We start from the raw sequence: 16,359 nt of genomic DNA, 5'->3' as shown, positions 1-16,359 counted from the left end.
CATTTAATATATTTTAATTTTAAATCAATGACATTAAACAAAAAAATTATACTATTTCTGCTGTTTGCATTTAATGTATTTTCATTTCAGATACAGGCACAGAAAGTGATGCAAAATCCATTTGGAAGAGAAAATCTGAGTTTGAACGGAGCTTGGCAGTACATTATTGATCCTTATCAGATGGGTTATCTTGATTACAGGCAGAAACCTTTTGACCAAAGCAAAAACGGCAAAGGCGGCTTCTACGAAAATATTACCGCACCGGATAAGAAAACAAGGGTTGAGTACAATTTTGATTTTGAACCTTCCCTGCAGGTTCCCGGTGATTGGAATTCGCAGGATTCCCGATTGCTGTTCTATGAAGGGACAATTTGGTACAAAAAAGATTTTATAGTCAATCAAAAGTCGGATAAAAACTATTTCCTCTATTTTGCCGCGGTAAATTATGAGTGCCATGTTTATTTGAACGGTAAAAAGCTGGGTATGCACAAAGGCGGCTTTACACCCTTTCAGTTTGACGTTACTTCACAATTGCATAACGGAAAAAACTTTGTCGTGGTTATGGTAGATAACGTACGAAAAAAAGATGAGGTACCGACCGTAAATACAGACTGGTGGAATTACGGAGGAATTACAAGAGACGTCACCCTGATTTCCACACCAAAATCTTACATAGATGATTATAAAATTCAGCTGGCTAAAAATGAAAAAGATATCATTGAAGGCTTTATACAATTAAAAGGAAGCACCGAAAAAGAAAAAGTAACCGTAGAAATCCCGGAACTTAAAATAAAATCAACATTTCCAACGGATGAAAACGGCTATGCAAGCATTAAAATCCCGGTAAAAGATGTGAATTACTGGTCGCCGGAAAATCCAAAATTATATGATGTAAAAATCAGCACCAAAACAGACAAAAACACCGATAAAATAGGTTTTAGAACGATAAAAACGGTCAACAAGGATATTCTTTTAAATGGAAAATCCATATTTCTGAAAGGAATCTCCGTACACGACGAAAACCCTTTGGTCGGAGGTCGCCTGAAATCTGAAGGAGATATAAGAATGATCCTCAATTGGGCAAAAGAACTGGGATGCAATTACATACGTCTGGCACATTATACTCACAACGAAACCATGCTGCGTCTTGCAGACGAAATCGGTCTTCTTGTATGGGCTGAAGTACCTGTCTACTGGACGATCTCCTGGACCAACGAAGACACCTATAAAAATGCAGAAAATCAGCTCACTGTAGGTATCGAAAGAGATAAAAACAGAGCATCTGTTATTGTCTGGTCTGTAGGAAATGAAACTCCGGTAAGCAAAGAACGCAACATTTTTATGGGAAAATTAATAGACAAAGTAAAATCCCTAGACGACACACGACTTGTTGCTGCTGCCCTTGAAATCGAAAGAAATGGCTATTCGGTAACCGTAGAAGATCCTCTCGGTGAAAAGCTGGATCTGGCTAGCTTTAATGAATACGGCGGCTGGTATTGGTCGGAACCTAAAGAACTGCCAAAATATAATTTTGATATTAAATTTAACAAACCTGTCGTCATTTCAGAATTCGGGGCAGATGCTTTGGCTGGTTTCCATGCAGACGATGATACGGTGTGGAGTGAGGAATATCAGGAATTATTTTACAAAAACCAGCTAAATATGCTGGAAAAAATCGATGGTTTGCGCGGAATGACACCTTGGATTTTGGTAGATTTTAAATCCCCGAGAAGACAAAACCCAAAATATCAGAACTTCTGGAATCGCAAAGGATTAATTTCCGAGACGGGTCACAAGAAAAAAGCATATTTTATTTTGCAGAACTACTACAAAAACAAAACTTTAACTAAAAAATAAAATCACCATCACATGAAAAATATATTGAGTATTGTAGGATCGTTGCTTATTTTTTCTGCATTGTCCTGCACCCACGTAGATAAGGTTGAATTTATCGATGGGGAAACAAGAAAAACACAGAATGCCGATCCTTTTTCCGCACAAAATGTTGTTCTGGATATGGGACAGGGCTTCAATTTGGGAAACACCTTTGAGAACGGAAGCAACCCTACAACATTTACTTCTATAAAGCCTATTATCGACTTATATAAAAATGCAGGGATGAAGCACGTACGGATTCCTACCACTTGGATGGATAGATTTCCTGATAATCTGGCAGATTCAAATGGAAATCTGAATGTCAATCACCCACGTTTCTTAGAGCTTGTAGCCGTGATCGATTATGCGCTGAGCCAAAATTTATATGTCATACTGAACACTCATCACGAGTCCTGGCTGAAAGATCATTACGACGGTTCTTCAGCATATGACACAAAATTCAGCACACTTTGGACTGGAATTGCAAATTATTTTAAAAATTATTCTAAAAAATTAGTATTTGAAGTTTTAAACGAACCCGAAGGATACTTGGGCGAGCTTGACGGAACCGGTCCTTTTCCGGATCCGACAGATCCGGTTGCTCTAGAATACACCAGGAGAGTGAATCTAGTCGGTTACAACGCAATACGAGCAACAGGCGGAAACAATGATAAAAGAATAATTATGGTAGGCATGAACGGACAGGGAAATGCTCTGTATATCGCCAATGTATATCCCAACAAAGCCAGTTTACCGGGATCCGGAAACGATGATTACCTCACTCTTCAGGTACATACCTATACTCCCTGGGCGTTTTGCGGACAAACCGGAAGCAATGCCGCTTTTCCCGGAACAGCCTCTCTGGAAAAAGGAATTCAGGATGTGAAAACCCAGTCTTTAAAATTAAATGTTCCTGTTCATTACGGTGAATTCGGTGTAGGAAGAAGCATAAATACAGCCGAAAGAAATACTGATCTGGTAAGAGGATATTATCGGACCATGGCAAAAACAACTTTAGCACAGTCTATGTCTTATAGTGTTTGGGATGACAGAGGCTGGTTTGCTCTCGTAAATCCTGCAGGAACTTCTTTTGTTTATAATATAGTTCCTTATATGCTGCAATAAAAATTTAGGTAATGATATATTTCGGTATACATTACCTAATTTTTTTATTATTATATTTATTAGATACAGTTTAGAAGTTAATAATAATACTTGAAGCTAAAAAATTGCCATTTTACACAAAGCTCTTATCCGGGCTGAAAAAATCAATGTCGATAGTATAATCCTCCAATGCAGGAACATTGGGCGGAATAATGATTCCGTCTCCGGCTTTTACGATATATTCCTGATCCAGAATTTTCACTTTTACACTTCCTTTGGTAATGAGAGAATACTGTTCGTTGGAATGCTAATGGGTCGGAACCACAGCTCCTTTTTTATACGTAAAATATCCGATCGTTCCTTGTTCATCGGAAATCATTCCTCTTGTGAGAAGTTCATTCATGGGTTTTGTTGGTAATTCCTTCAAGGTAAATGTCTGGACATTTTGGGCAGAAATTTTCATAGCAAACAGCATAGTCATCATTAATAATAAATTCTTCATTTTTGTAGTTGAATTGATTGGATTTTAAATTTTAATTCTGAACACTTTAAAAGGTTTTTTAAACCGCTCTTTCCCCTTGTGAAACCAAGGCATCAGCTGAATTTGGGAATTGGAAATGTATAAATACCCATCATCAGAAATACTGTAACTGTCAGGCCAGATCAGTTTTTCATCGTCCTTTACAATCATCTGCATTTTCAAATCCGGAGTAATTTTTACAATCGAATTCTTCTCCAAATCTCCCAAATACAGGTTTCCTTTTTTATCGAAAATCATCCCGTCAGTCGTAATGAATTTTCCCAAATCTTCTACACTTTTGTTTAAAACAGCTTCATCGGTTTTAAAATCTCTCAACAAATCCGTTTTAATTCTGTACAAACGGTTGTCTGTAAGCGGTTTGTAGTATAGATATTGATTATCGGGAGTCAGCGCAATACCGTCAGAATTCACTTTCAGCAAAGAACCGTCGTCTTTTTTAAGTTCTGTACCTAAAGGAGAAAAATGGTAATTAGGGTCAGATTTCACTGATGAAGAATTAGCTAAAACCAATCTTGATTCTCCGGTTTGAGTGTTTAAAACCACGATTCCGCCTGTATTTGAATTGGTTAAATACGCAAAACCATTTTCATTATCAACCCGGATATCATTGATGTAAACATCTTCGCTCACCACATTTTCAGGAAATCTGTAGATTTTCTCAATTTTATTGTTGGCTAAATTGATTTTCACCACCTTACTGCTGTGTTGATACACTTTTCCAAGTCCGATTCCTGCGGCATCCACTACCCAAAGAAATCCTTTATCATCGGTAACTACAGACTGTACGGTGACAAATTTATTCTGTCCGTCTTCGCCTTTTTTGAAACTGTTCCATTCCGCATCAGGATAAGGAATCGGTTTTCCGTCTTTTACCTCAACCACGGAATAGGAATGATTGTCCAGCCAATAAGGATAATTCACAAAGACCCGGTTATCTTTTGCCACGGCAACCCCCGTTAACTGATACGTGCTGTCTGAGAAAACCTCTTCTAGCTGTGCATTTTTTTCTGTTGAAACATCATTCTCAGACTTTGTATTAGCCTGAGTCGGAGATTTTTTGCAGGCAGTCAAGGAAACCAATGTCATTGCCAATACTGCTATATTTTTTAAGTTCATTTTGATGATTTTTATTATTTATAAAGCTACTACGATTTTCCCAACCGTTCTTCCGGTTTCTTGCTCCAGATGCGCTTCTCTCATTTGTTTAAAAGGAAATATTTTTGAAACGTGAGGTTTTACAGCACCGCTTTCCAATAAAGAAGCAACCTGTTTCATATCTTCACCGCTGGATTGCACGAGAATAAAATAGCCTTTTACACCTTTGGATTCTGCTTTTGAAGTCACCTGTTCATTCAAACCCGTCGGAATACTGATGATACAACCGCCTTCTTTCGTTACTTCAAGAGAATGGTCGATATTGTCTCCACCAATGGTATCCAATACAAAATCGAAAGTTCTGCCCGCTGATTTCCAGTCGAAACCGTGATAATCGATATGTGAATCTGCGCCTAAACTCAAGACAAAATCTTTATTTTTTGCGGAAGAAGTTCCAGTCACTTTCGCCCCCAAATGTTTGGCCATTTGTACCGCGATATGTCCCACTCCTCCCGAAGCAGCGTGAACCAAAACATTTTGCCCTTCCTGAATATTCGCATTGTGAACCAAAGCCTGATACGCCGTAAGCGCAACCAAAGTGGAAGCTGCAGCATCTTCAAAAGAGATATTTTTAGGTTTTAAAGCTAGTTGATTGGCCGGAGCTGCTACATATTCTGCATACGCTTTTCCGTGTCCGGGGAAATTCACCATTCCGAAAACCTCATCACCCACTTTAAAATCTGAACTTTTAGTTTCTTCCACAATTCCTGAAATATCCCAGCCCAAAATCAATGGATTTTCTGTTTTAATTCTTCCGTAAACACCTTTTCCAGCGCGGCTTTTCACATCTACCGGATTGATGCTGATAGCTTTTACTTTTACTAAAACTTCGCCTTCGTTAATGGTTGGTTTTGTCAATTCTACGTATTCCAAATTGTCTACGTTTCCTGCTTCTGTTAATACAATTGCTTTCATAATATTGATATTTTTTAATGTTATTTATTTTTGATTATTTTGAATTTAATGATAGAGCCTGACTAAACTTTTATTTAACCACAAAAGGCACAAAAGATTTGGATGATATATTAAAAGCTTATTTTATGAGATGAAAAAATAGAACACATAAGCCTTTAAAAATCTTTGATTTTTATTCTTTTGAGAGCTTATATTATCTAATATCAGCTATGAAATTAACTTTTGTATCTTTTGTGGTTAAATTTAAAATGAGTTAATTTCTTATTGGTTTTGCATTGATTTTCAACTTATAAATTACGACTGGAAATTTCACTTTACTTTTTCCGTTCTGAAATGCTGCTAAACGGTTCAGCTGACCTGTAGGTATCCACAGATATCCCTCGTTATCAATCCATAAAGCGTCTGCCCAGAGCAATCTTTTATCTTTAATAACCAGACTTTCTTTTCCTTCAGGTGATATTTTGATGATTTCACTTGTATTGACGTCGCTTACATAAATATTTCCATCCGCATCAATGGTTGTTCCTCCTGTTGATGGGGTTTTATAGAACAATTCCACTTTGGAAGCCAAATCTTTTTCAGATATATTTTCATCGCTCAGATATTGCGTTTCCACTCTCCAAAGCGGACCGCTTGCTGGCTGGAAATACAGCCATTTTCCATCAGGAGAAATCTCCAATTGGTCTGCGTGGATTCTCACTTCACTTTCTTTTTCATCTTTCATAATTTTTCCTTCTGCTTTTATGGGTAAATTATCGGTGGAAGGTTGATTTTCCAAAACTCTCCTACCTTTTCCTGTCGTTTTATCCAAAATAATTAAAGCCGGTTCGCCCGCATCCGTGAGATAAATGGTGTTTCCCGAAATTCTGAGATCATCAATAAAAGTCGAAGGTTTTGCAATTCCTGAAAGCGGAATAATCTGCTGAACTGTATTGGTTTTAGTATCGATAGAAACCAGTTTCAAAGCATTTCCTGATAATGGATTTTGTCCCATCGAAGGCGTTCCCGTATCGACAATCCAAAGCAAATCATCAGGTCCTATTCTCAGTGAATTGGTTCTTACAAACTTCTCATTTACATCTGCTCCCGATTCCCAATTGTTCCAGTCTTCATTTGGATAGGGAATGATTTTTCCGTTTTTCAGAACTTCTCCGATTCTCATTCCTTTATCACCCTCAATTCTTGGGAAATTAACAAAGACTCTTCCGTCCGAGCTTGTTGTAACACCGTTCCAAACTACATCTGATGTTGCTATTTTTTCTAATTGTGCATTCGCTAATCCGAAGAAAAGAAATAAGGAAAGAAGGTTGAATTTAGTTTTCATTTTAAATTGATTTTCGATGATTTTGATAAGTCAAAGGTAGAAGCATTACGGCTGAATAAATAATACATTTCGGGGGAAGAATAGCACAGATTTACAGTACAGAAATAAAAAAAAGACTGTTCCATTTTCTGAAACAGTCTTTTCTAAAATATTATTATTTGAAATTTAATTCATCTGCGACTTCCTGAATTCCAAAGGCTTCATTCCCGTCTGTTTTTTGAACAATCTTGTGAAATAAGATGCATTTTCAAAGCCTAACTCGTAAGCGATTTCAGCAACTCCTTTTTCTCCCAACCTCAACAGATTTTTTGCTTCGGAAATCATAAAAATATGAATGAGTTCCATTGCGGTTTTTCCCGTTTCCTGCTTCAATAAATCACTTAAATATCTTGGCGAAACAAAAAGCTGGTCGGCTAAAAAAGCGACATTCGGAAGTCCGTTTTTTTCCAATAAACCCTCGCTGATATATTTTCTCAACGCATCATTGAATTTTGAAGCCGTCTTTCCTGTCACCTGCGCTCTGTCAATAAACTGTCGTTTGTAATAGCGTTGTGCATATTTTAAAATCGATGAAATATGACTTAAAATAATATCACGGCTGTATTCATCAGGATTATTAAAATATTCGCTCTGAATTTTCGAGTGAAGTTCCAGGATAATCTGCTCTTCTTTTGGAGAAAGATGCAGGGCTTCAGTCACTTCGTAATCAAAAAAACTGTATTTCTCAATTTCTTTAAAAAGCTCGTGGCCGTTCAGATAATCTTCGTGAATCAACAGCATATAGCCTTTTTCTTCAAACTCAAGATTTTTCATCTCGATAATCTGTCTTGGTTTTGCAAAAAACAGACAGCCGTTGTCGTGGTCATACGGTGTACGGCCGTACATAAAAATCCCTGATTTTATTTTTTTGAAAGCAATCACATAACAATCTGTGGTAAACTCTCTGTTCCCCAATTTGCACTCCGACTGACAGCCGATCATACTGAAAAGCGGATGTTCCGGAGCGTCCCAATGATTACCCCAATGTAATTCGGTAAGGGTTTTGTAATGTTGCATCGGTTTAATTTTATCTAAGTTAAATTATATTTTACCGAAACTAAAAACAGAAATTATACTATCCTAAAAAAAGGTTGATATATCCTGCCGTAAGTTCCGGATGCTGATGTTGAGGACCGTGTCCTGCATCATTCAAAATAATATGCTGCATGGTAGGTGCATTTTTCAGTAGCGGAAACCAGTTTTCTGTTGCAAAGCTGATGTCGTGGTCCCCGGAAATAACCAAAACGGGAGATTTCAGTGTTTTGTAGCCATCTCTAAAGTTCAGCTTATCTTCTTTCATTGTTCCGGAACCCGCAATATATCTCTGGAAAACCTCCATTGTAGAAGGTATTAACGAACGCTCTAATCTCTGCCCGATTCTGTCGTGAGATTCTTTGGCTGCCTGTCTGCTTTTTTCGGAAGCCGGCTCAAAAAACAGATAATATTCATCTTCCAGATCGTTAATCGGTTTTAAAGCGTGGTCAAAAAACACCTGCTCAATTGGGATTGCATTTTCTCCCGGAGGATTGGTTCCGATTAAAACAGTTTTTAATACTCTTTCCTGATTCTGAAAAGTCACAGCCTGCGCCACCAATCCGCCGTAAGACCAGCCCAACACATTAAACTTATCGATTCCCAAATAATCCGCCAAAGCTGGAACCGTACCCGCCACTTCTACAATATCCAAAGGCAGCTCTCCTTCTGAGCTTCCGATTCCCGGATAATCAAAAAGAGTGACTGTATTTTTTTCTGCCAAAGAATCTAAAAATAAAGGATCCCAGGTATCCATAATTCCTCTGAATCTGTTCACAAAGAACAATGGAGCTCCGGTTCCGAATTGTCTGTAAGCAATTTTATTGTTGTTAATTTCTGCGAATTTTGTTTCTGCGTTTAAGGCTGTTGTTTTCAAAAGTATTAAGATTTTGTTTGTTATTTACTCATTCAAAGTTGAGAATATTTGGTTGAAAATAATTTCACAAATCAGCGGAACATTAGCACGAAAAAACATTATTTTTACTACTTAAAACTAATGACCAACAGATTTTAAAAATTGTTTAAGAAGTCGTTTGCCTGCTTCACAAACATTTCAGGATACTGGAAAAAAGAACCGTGTGCAGCATCCGGATAATACGATAAAACCGCATTCGGAATCTGTTTAAACAAAGTATAAGATGTGTCGGAATCCATCATTTCATCATGACTTCCCTGAATAATAAGAACAGGATGTGAGATTTGTGAAAGATCAGTATCTGAAGTTGTTCCCCAATCTGTAATTGCTTTTGCCTGAGCCATTACGGTTTCGATTTTTGTCTGCTGATCTCTGTCTTCAGATCTTTCGAAAATACGTTTCAGAGTATCTCTACCTTTGCTTCGACTGTTTTCAGATTTTGTAAAGAATATATACAGAAAAAGCTCTACAGGATCCAAATGTGCACCTTTTGCGATCAGATCATTAAATCCTTCTAACACTTTTGCTCCTTGCGGTGCTGTTCCCACCATAATAATCTTTCTTACCATTCCGGCATATTGGGTTCCAAGGTACTGGGCTATAAAACCTCCGAGAGAAAATCCTAATACATCGAATTTTTCAATACCTAACGCTTTTATGAATTCAACTGCATCTTTCGTCATGTCAAGCACATTATCCGGTGTTTTGCCACTGCTGTTTCCAACACCTTTGTTATCGAAAATGATGACTTCTCTCTCCTGTGCCAATCCGTTCACAATTGCCGGATCCCAATTATCCAGTGTTCCTGTAAAATGCTGAAATCCGATAACAGGAACATCAGTTGTTTTATTTCCGAATCTTCGATATGCGTAATTAGTCCCATTTACATCAATATATTGAGTATTTGAATTAGCTGCAAAATTTTGTTGTAATTCCATTTTTTTATGATTTTTAATGTTATTTTTTATAATTTATTTTTCAAATTTTACATCCAGAATATCGATGGAAACCAGTACAAAATCTTTGTTGTAAGAATTATCTTCATCATTCAGAACATAAATATTTCTTTTAGTTCCGGTTTTTATTCCCTGAAATTCTTTGTAGTCCTCAATAATCTGTGTTGCAGAAGAACCGCCCAACACTTCAGGCCAGTAATCGTGGCGTTTTAAAAGTCCGTCTTCATTAAAATAAAAGAGCTGTCTTTTGCTGTGCGTAGCGAAACCATCGGGATAAATTACTTCCAGTCTATTCAGTACTTCTCCATTTTCTTCCCAAATTCCCAGATCATTAATATCCAATCCCGGAACCAGAAAATTAAAAGGAGCCGTTGCGTAATTCCAGGTTGCGTAGCTGGAGAAATAAATAAGTTGAGCTTTCGTCCAAGGCGTTTCCACCGTATGACCTTTAAAAGATTCTCTAGGGTTTTCCAAAGATTCTATAAGTTGTCCGTTTTCGCCAAATAACTGAACTTTTCCGGGTTCAAAAGATGAGGTGTAGTTTTCTTTAAAAATATTTTCCCATATGCTTTTCTGCTCTTTTAAAGAACCGATAAACAGTACATCGCTTAATGCATTTTCGTGTCCTTTCATTCCCCAGACTGCGCCACCAATTTGAGTATGAATTTTTACCGTCTGAAATTCCGCAGCACTTTTAATTCCGTGAGCGGCTAAAACTTTATTGACCAATGTTTGAGTTGAAGTTTCCATTTTTTTAATTTTTAAGTGTTATTCAATTGTTTCGTTTTGTTGATACAAAGTTAAATCTGCTTCAAGCCTAAAGTGTAGTTCATTTCAGCGGAAGAATAGCACAGAATTACCAACCGAAATCGTAGAAATGTATAAGACATTCCGTAAAATCGACAAACGATTCGTGTTTGGTTATCGGAACTTTGCCTGAGAAATTTTAAACAAATTCATTATGAAAAATACAGTATTAATCACCGGAGCATCATCGGGATTGGGAAAAGCAAGCGCTAAATTATTTCAGCAAAACGGCTGGAATGTCATCGCTGCAATGCGTTCGCCGGAAAACGAAAAAGAACTGAATCTTCTTGAAAATGTTCTATTGGTAAAACTGGATGTCACAAATCCACAGCAAATTCAGGAAGCGATAACAAAAGGAACAGGAACATTCGGCTCAATTGATGTTTTGTTGAACAGCGCAGGCTACGGATTGATGGGCGTTTTCGAATCTTCAAATCCTGAACAAATTCAGAAACAGTTTGAAGTAAATGTTTTTGGTCTGATGAATGTTACCAAAGCCACTTTACCGATAATGCGAACTCAAAAAAAGGAACCATCATTAATATTTCTTCGTTCGGAGGAATTACAGCGGGACCTTTTGCAAGTTTGTACAACAGCTCAAAATTTGCTGTAGAAGGATTTTCCGAAGCTTTACATTTTGAAGTTTCGGCGTTAGGAATTGATGTAAAAATCGTAGAACCGGGCAGTATTGCCACCAATTTCAGAAGCGGAATCGAAATGATTCAGAATATGATTGAAGAATATAATACGGAACTGGTAGCATTTATCCCGAAATTCACCAAACGGACAGAACATCTTCCGAAAGCAAGCGCAGAAGAGGTTGCGGAAACTATTTTTGTCGCTGCAACGGATCAACTTTCCAAATTAAGATATGTGATTGGCGAAGATGCGCAGTTTTACATTGATTTGAAAAATAAAAATTCTGAGGAAGATTTTCTGAGATTAATGCAGAATTAATCATCCTATTTGAAGCCGCAAAAGTTACAAAAGATTTTAATATTGAATAAGATTCAAAAGCTCACAAAACGCTTAATAAAGTACATCAATTATAACATTTTGTAAACTTTTTAATTTTCTTTTCAAACATTTCTTTTGAGACTTTTCCGGTAAAAAATTAATATAAACATTATTTATCTTTAAATTTAACTAAAATCAGAAAAATGTCAGAAGCTTTTATTTCCATAAAATCTGTTGCAGACCTTCATCATTTTTACAATTACAGAAGTCCGAAACATCCTTTGATTACGGTGATTGATCTGAAAAATGTAAGCCGTTCCGACGAAAATTTCGCAGACTATCTGTACAGCCTTGATTTATACACGATTGTTTACAAAAAATTTAAAGGAAGTTTAAAATATGGACGCTCAAATTATGATTTTCAGGAAGGAACTTTGATGTTTACCGCTCCGAATCAGGTGATGAGTCCGAGTGCGGATACAGAGATTGAGGAAGGTTGGTTTCTGGCATTTCATCCTGATTTTATTTATGGTTCAGATTTAGGTAAAAAAATTCAGAAGTACAGTTTTTTTCAATACGAAAGCAATGAGGCGCTTCACATTTCGGAAGATGAAAAAATTTTGCTTGATGAAGTGATTGCAAGAATTAAAAAAGAATATTCCCAGAATATTGACCGCCATACGCAGGGATTGATTTTAAACCAGATTGAAATGCTTCTGAATTACTCCGACCGATTTTACGACCGGCAATTTTTTACCCGAAACAAAACCGGAAACGATGTAACCCAACGTTTTGAAAGTCTCCTTAATGATTATTTTAATGATGACCATTTGATAGAAAAAGGGATTCCCGAAGTAAAATATTTCGCCGAAAAACTGAATCTTTCTCCTAATTATCTATCAGATTTGCTCAGTAAATTGACAGGCAAAACTACAATAGAACACATCCATTTGAAGTTGGTCGACAAGGCAAAAAACATCCTTTTGGGAACCACAAAATTGGTAAGCGAAATTGCTTACGAACTCGGTTTTGAACATCCCTCCCACTTCACCAAAATTTTCAAAACCAAAGCCGGAATTTCTCCGTTACACTTCAGAAAACAGTTTCCTGAGCAGAATTGAAACATTCAAAATTACTTAACCGCTTCCTTTTTATACTGAACAGGCGTTACCCCCACCACTTTTTTGAATAATCGGGTAAAGTAAGACGGACTTTCGAAGCCTAAATCGTAGGCAATTCCTGCGACATTACTTTCTGAGCTCAATAAGAGATTTTTTGCTTCTTTAATTAAGTAAATATGAACGTGCTCCAATGCCGTTTTTCCGGTTTCCTGTTTCAGAATATCGCTTAAATATCGGGGTGAAACTGCTAATTCATTTGCCATAAAATTGACTGTGGGCAAGCCATCTTCAATGTGTTTATTTTCCTTAAAATAGTTATCTAAAACCGTAAGGAATTTTTTAACCATTGTTCCGGAAACGTTGGAACTGCGATCTATGAACTGTCTTTTGTAAAAACGATCAGAATATTTTAAAATAGAATCGATATGAGACAGGATAATTTCCCTGCTGAATTCATCAGAATTTTCCTCATATTCTCTTCTGATTTTCTCATAAAGTTCCCACATAATCACTTCCTCCGAAGGCGAAATATGAAGCGCTTCATTGATTTCATATTCAAAATAGCCGTATTTTTTGATCTGTTCATTCAACGGATGTCCCGATAGGTAATCTTCGTGGAAAAACATTACAAAGCCCTTTTCGGCAAACTGTACATTTTGCACCTCAATAATCTGTCTGGGCTTCATAAAAACCGCAGAACCGTTGTTGTGGTCGTACTTGGTTTTGCCGTATAACACGTAACCGGATTTGATTTTCTTTAAACCAATCATATAAAAATCTCCTGTAAAACGGTCTTCGCCTACAGAATAGGTCATCAGTTCTTTACAGGTCATCAAACTCAAAAGAGGATTTTTCGGAGGTTCGAAACCGCTTTTTTCGTGAAGCTCTGTGATACTTTTATAGTGATTGATTTTTTCCATATTTAAATGTTTTTAAAGATTTATTTCAATAAGGTTATTAGTAATTATCAAATTTAATAAATTACAAAACAGAAATGACAAGCACTTCTGTTTTGTATAGTAACTGACCTATCCGTGCGCAGCTTCGGAAACCTCTTTCCAGTCGTTCCACACCTGAAGTTTTTCTGCGTACACTCTTTCTGTTTTTCTCAATCCTACTTTTCCTAAGAATAAACGAAGTGGTGGATTCTCGCTGTCAATTAATTTCAAAATCGCAGGAACCGTTGCTTCCGGCTTTCCGTAATCTTCCGGTAATAATCCTTCAGCTTCTCCCAAACTTGATTTCAAAGCATCGTAGGCCGGAATGGCATCGCCGTGAACAGCTGAGCTTCCTCCGAAATCGGTTGTATATCCGTTAGGCTCAATCATCGTTACATTAATTCCGAATGGTTTTACTTCTGTTGCCAAAGCTTCGCTGAAGCCTTCTACTGCAAATTTTGTCGCGTTATAAATTCCCAAAGTCGGCAAACTCCAAACACCCAAAACACTTGATAGCTGAATTACATGACCGCTTCCCTGTGCTCTGAAAATCGGCAAAGCCGCCTGTGTTACCCAAAGAGTTCCGAAAACATTGGCTTCAAAAACATCTTTAGTTACTTTCTCTCCTACTTCTTCTACAGCTCCGAAAACACCGTAGCCGGCATTATTAATAACAACATCCAGATTCCCAAAGTGATTCTTCGCTTTATTTACCGCTTCAAAAACCGCTTCTCTATTGGTAATATCTAAAGAAATAGGAAGGAAAGTTTCAGGATATTGTTCTACCAGATCTTTATACGCTTCAATATTTCTTGATGTAGCCGCTACTTTATCGCCTCTTTTAAGGAAGGCTTCTGTCCAAAGTTTTCCGAATCCTCTTGATGCTCCTGTGATAAAAATTGTCTTTTCCATTTTTAAAAATTTAAATTGTTTTGTTTTTTAATTTTGATAAGACAAAGTTATCTCGCATCAGAGCTAAACCTGTAGCTCAAATCAGCGGAAGAATAGCACAGAATTACGGAAGCTTTATGACTTGTTTAAACTAAATATTTAATAAGTCTGTTTAAACTTTTTATTTAACCATAAAAGTCTCAGAAGATAAGCTAAACTTTTATTTAAAGTTGATGACTCTAAAAGAGAAAGATCACAATAGTTTAAAAAAATCTTCGATTTTTATTCTTTTGAGAGCTTTAAATATTCTACTCACTGTCGTAACGATCTTTTGTGACTTTTGCGGTTAATTCTGAAATCAGTTTAAATAAGTTTATATATGATTTCTAAGATGTTCCTCAAAAGAAACCAGTTCCTGTTCAATATTCGGATTTTTGAAAACATCATAAAAAGCAAACGTCGGTAATGGCTGAACGCCCACAAACTGAAGCGTCGCTGTGAAAGGTCTGGTAAATTCTTCCATAGAAAAACTTTCAAGCAGCTGACCTACATTTCCAAAAGTTTCTTCGGGAGCATTCCAGATATTCACGATGATTCCTTTAGATTTCAGAAGACCGCCAGTTCCGTAGTTTCCGCCACTATTTCGACCGTCTCCGGCATAGATTTTTCCGTAGCCGCTCATCAGAACTTTATCGATATAATCTTTTGTTTTGGCAGGCATTCCAAACCAGTTGATCGGGAAATGAAACAGGATGACATCAGCATTTACCCACTTTTCAATTTCCTGCGAAATTTCGTAGCCATTATCAACTACTGTTTCGAGAATTTCGTAGCCTTTTTCATCGAAAACACTTTTACTTTTTTCAAAAATGGTTTTATTGAGATTTCCTTCTGCAATTTGCGGCCATTTGATGTGCCCGTTGATGATTAATGCTTTCATTAATTATAAATATTTTCCAAGATTAAGTTCAACATCGCCATAGGTTTGTAATCCCTGGTCTAAGAGTTTTTTAATTCTGGTTCTTGCTTCGGGTTCTGTTAATGATGCGAAGAAGGCTATCTGCGTTTCCATAATATGTTCATTTTTTGGAATAATTACCCTTTCGTTCATCGTTGTCTTTATTTTCTTGATGATTTTCAAATCAAATGAATCTATTCTTTTTGCCAAATTTTCCACGAATGCATCCAGCTCATTATCCGGAAATGCACGGTTAATCCAACCATAATCAGTGGCTGTTTGCGCATCATAATCGTCACCACTCAAAATAATTTCCAGAGCTCTGGCTTTTCCTGTTAAAAGATGTAAACGCTCCAATCCACCACCACCTGGAAAAGAACCAATTCCGATTTCGGGTTGTGCAAAAACTGCTTTTTCCTTGCTTGCAAAACGCATATCGAAAGCCTGAATTAACTCGCTTCCCAAGCCTCTCGCTCTTCCTCTGATAGAGGCTATGCTTACAAACGGAGCCTGTTCGAGACGTTTGGCAACGTCGGGCCAAGATTTTGAAAGCCCGGTTTTCCCCTCACCTTTCGGAAAATCAAAAATATTGACCAATTCTGCGTGAGCAACATAAAATTCTGGGTTGGAACTTTCAAAAACTACTACTTTTAAGTTATCGTTGGCTTCCAATTCATCCATTAATGTTCTTAACTGAACTGAAAATTCGGGGTCGAATACGTTTACCGGAGGATGATTGATGGCTACTTTCCAATAGCTTTCTGTTATTTTTTGTGTTGTAAAAATCATAGTAATACTTTTAATTGATGTAAATCTTAGACATAACTTTT

General features: G+C 37.0%; 16 protein-coding genes and 1 pseudogene. 4 read left to right on the top strand and 13 right to left on the bottom strand.

Annotated features, from left to right (window positions below; all coding sequences use genetic code 11):
* Window positions 1–27 precede the first annotated feature (27 nt).
* Window positions 28–1,857, top strand: coding sequence for a glycoside hydrolase family 2 protein (locus tag ACKX2A_RS20120; protein WP_415326828.1), 1,830 nt, complete (start codon window positions 28–30; stop codon window positions 1,855–1,857).
* A gap of 12 nt (window positions 1,858–1,869) precedes the next feature.
* Window positions 1,870–3,000: a glycoside hydrolase family 5 protein gene (locus tag ACKX2A_RS20115; RefSeq protein ID WP_415326827.1), complete on the top strand. Its 1,131-nt coding sequence runs from the start codon at window positions 1,870–1,872 to the stop codon at window positions 2,998–3,000.
* 112 nt (window positions 3,001–3,112) lie between these two features.
* On the opposite strand, the gene ACKX2A_RS20110 is transcribed toward ACKX2A_RS20115, so the two are convergent.
* From ACKX2A_RS20110 to ACKX2A_RS20070, 9 genes are all read right to left on the bottom strand, one after another.
* Window positions 3,113–3,241 carry a hypothetical protein gene (locus ACKX2A_RS20110; RefSeq protein WP_415326825.1) on the bottom strand — a complete coding sequence of 43 codons (129 nt, stop codon included), beginning with the start codon at window positions 3,239–3,241 and terminating at the stop codon, window positions 3,113–3,115.
* A 45-nt stretch (window positions 3,242–3,286) separates the two neighbouring features.
* Window positions 3,287–3,481, bottom strand: a complete 195-nt coding sequence (locus tag ACKX2A_RS20105) for a hypothetical protein (protein WP_415326823.1) — start codon at window positions 3,479–3,481, stop codon at window positions 3,287–3,289.
* Between the two features lie 24 nt (window positions 3,482–3,505).
* Complete coding sequence (locus ACKX2A_RS20100; RefSeq protein WP_415326822.1) at window positions 3,506–4,636, bottom strand: L-dopachrome tautomerase-related protein; 1,131 nt, start codon at window positions 4,634–4,636, stop codon at window positions 3,506–3,508.
* 18 nt (window positions 4,637–4,654) lie between these two features.
* Entirely contained in the window at window positions 4,655–5,590 is a 936-nt protein-coding gene (locus ACKX2A_RS20095) for an NADP-dependent oxidoreductase (RefSeq protein ID WP_415326820.1), read from the bottom strand.
* Window positions 5,591–5,843: 253 nt separating this feature from the next.
* A complete protein-coding gene (locus ACKX2A_RS20090) occupies window positions 5,844–6,914 on the bottom strand; it encodes an SMP-30/gluconolactonase/LRE family protein (RefSeq protein WP_415326818.1) in 1,071 nt (356 codons plus the stop codon).
* A 165-nt stretch (window positions 6,915–7,079) separates the two neighbouring features.
* A complete protein-coding gene (locus ACKX2A_RS20085) occupies window positions 7,080–7,970 on the bottom strand; it encodes a helix-turn-helix domain-containing protein (RefSeq protein WP_415326816.1) in 891 nt (296 codons plus the stop codon).
* Between the two features lie 58 nt (window positions 7,971–8,028).
* Window positions 8,029–8,862, bottom strand: a complete 834-nt coding sequence (locus ACKX2A_RS20080; RefSeq protein ID WP_415326815.1) for an alpha/beta fold hydrolase — start codon at window positions 8,860–8,862, stop codon at window positions 8,029–8,031.
* 134 nt (window positions 8,863–8,996) lie between these two features.
* The gene (locus ACKX2A_RS20075; RefSeq protein WP_415326813.1) at window positions 8,997–9,839 is read right to left on the bottom strand and encodes an alpha/beta fold hydrolase; all 843 of its coding nucleotides are present in this window, start codon (window positions 9,837–9,839) and stop codon (window positions 8,997–8,999) included.
* A gap of 33 nt (window positions 9,840–9,872) precedes the next feature.
* Window positions 9,873–10,607, bottom strand: coding sequence for a hypothetical protein (locus ACKX2A_RS20070; protein WP_415326812.1), 735 nt, complete (start codon window positions 10,605–10,607; stop codon window positions 9,873–9,875).
* A gap of 211 nt (window positions 10,608–10,818) precedes the next feature.
* On the opposite strand from ACKX2A_RS20070, the pseudogene ACKX2A_RS20065 reads away from it, so the two are divergent.
* Together ACKX2A_RS20065 and ACKX2A_RS20060 are read left to right on the top strand one after the other, a co-directional pair.
* Window positions 10,819–11,621 (top strand): annotated as a pseudogene (locus ACKX2A_RS20065) (SDR family NAD(P)-dependent oxidoreductase).
* Between the two features lie 203 nt (window positions 11,622–11,824).
* Window positions 11,825–12,742, top strand: coding sequence for a helix-turn-helix domain-containing protein (locus ACKX2A_RS20060; protein ID WP_415326810.1), 918 nt, complete (start codon window positions 11,825–11,827; stop codon window positions 12,740–12,742).
* Between the two features lie 11 nt (window positions 12,743–12,753).
* Here the strand turns inward: ACKX2A_RS20060 and ACKX2A_RS20055 are convergent, their stop codons facing one another.
* The 4 genes from ACKX2A_RS20055 to ACKX2A_RS20040 all read right to left on the bottom strand — a co-directional run bounded on the left by ACKX2A_RS20055 (window position 12,754) and on the right by ACKX2A_RS20040 (window position 16,318).
* Window positions 12,754–13,662: a helix-turn-helix domain-containing protein gene (locus ACKX2A_RS20055; protein WP_415326808.1), complete on the bottom strand. Its 909-nt coding sequence runs from the start codon at window positions 13,660–13,662 to the stop codon at window positions 12,754–12,756.
* 108 nt (window positions 13,663–13,770) lie between these two features.
* Complete coding sequence (locus tag ACKX2A_RS20050) at window positions 13,771–14,592, bottom strand: SDR family NAD(P)-dependent oxidoreductase (RefSeq protein ID WP_415326807.1); 822 nt, start codon at window positions 14,590–14,592, stop codon at window positions 13,771–13,773.
* 352 nt (window positions 14,593–14,944) lie between these two features.
* Complete coding sequence (locus ACKX2A_RS20045) at window positions 14,945–15,511, bottom strand: NAD(P)H-dependent oxidoreductase (RefSeq protein WP_415326805.1); 567 nt, start codon at window positions 15,509–15,511, stop codon at window positions 14,945–14,947.
* Between the two features lie 3 nt (window positions 15,512–15,514).
* Window positions 15,515–16,318: an enoyl-CoA hydratase/isomerase family protein gene (locus ACKX2A_RS20040; protein WP_415326804.1), complete on the bottom strand. Its 804-nt coding sequence runs from the start codon at window positions 16,316–16,318 to the stop codon at window positions 15,515–15,517.
* Window positions 16,319–16,359 lie beyond the last annotated feature (41 nt).

Origin of the sequence: Chryseobacterium sp. MMS23-Vi53 (assembly GCF_047651245.1) — a bacterium.
Taxonomy (GTDB): domain Bacteria; phylum Bacteroidota; class Bacteroidia; order Flavobacteriales; family Weeksellaceae; genus Chryseobacterium.
The sequence above is the reverse complement of the archived record's forward strand: the minus strand, read 5'-3'. Positions and strand labels throughout refer to the sequence as shown.

Coding starts and splice junctions, on each gene's coding strand:
- ACKX2A_RS20120 (WP_415326828.1), top strand. CDS start 28: ATGACATTAAACAAAAAAATTATACTATTTCTGCTGTTTGCATTTAAT.
- ACKX2A_RS20115 (WP_415326827.1), top strand. CDS start 1,870: ATGAAAAATATATTGAGTATTGTAGGATCGTTGCTTATTTTTTCTGCA.
- ACKX2A_RS20105 (WP_415326823.1), bottom strand. CDS start 3,481: ATGAAGAATTTATTATTAATGATGACTATGCTGTTTGCTATGAAAATT.
- ACKX2A_RS20100 (WP_415326822.1), bottom strand. CDS start 4,636: ATGAACTTAAAAAATATAGCAGTATTGGCAATGACATTGGTTTCCTTG.
- ACKX2A_RS20095 (WP_415326820.1), bottom strand. CDS start 5,590: ATGAAAGCAATTGTATTAACAGAAGCAGGAAACGTAGACAATTTGGAA.
- ACKX2A_RS20090 (WP_415326818.1), bottom strand. CDS start 6,914: ATGAAAACTAAATTCAACCTTCTTTCCTTATTTCTTTTCTTCGGATTA.
- ACKX2A_RS20085 (WP_415326816.1), bottom strand. CDS start 7,970: ATGCAACATTACAAAACCCTTACCGAATTACATTGGGGTAATCATTGG.
- ACKX2A_RS20075 (WP_415326813.1), bottom strand. CDS start 9,839: ATGGAATTACAACAAAATTTTGCAGCTAATTCAAATACTCAATATATT.
- ACKX2A_RS20070 (WP_415326812.1), bottom strand. CDS start 10,607: ATGGAAACTTCAACTCAAACATTGGTCAATAAAGTTTTAGCCGCTCAC.
- ACKX2A_RS20060 (WP_415326810.1), top strand. CDS start 11,825: ATGTCAGAAGCTTTTATTTCCATAAAATCTGTTGCAGACCTTCATCAT.
- ACKX2A_RS20055 (WP_415326808.1), bottom strand. CDS start 13,662: ATGGAAAAAATCAATCACTATAAAAGTATCACAGAGCTTCACGAAAAA.
- ACKX2A_RS20050 (WP_415326807.1), bottom strand. CDS start 14,592: ATGGAAAAGACAATTTTTATCACAGGAGCATCAAGAGGATTCGGAAAA.
- ACKX2A_RS20045 (WP_415326805.1), bottom strand. CDS start 15,511: ATGAAAGCATTAATCATCAACGGGCACATCAAATGGCCGCAAATTGCA.
- ACKX2A_RS20040 (WP_415326804.1), bottom strand. CDS start 16,318: ATGATTTTTACAACACAAAAAATAACAGAAAGCTATTGGAAAGTAGCC.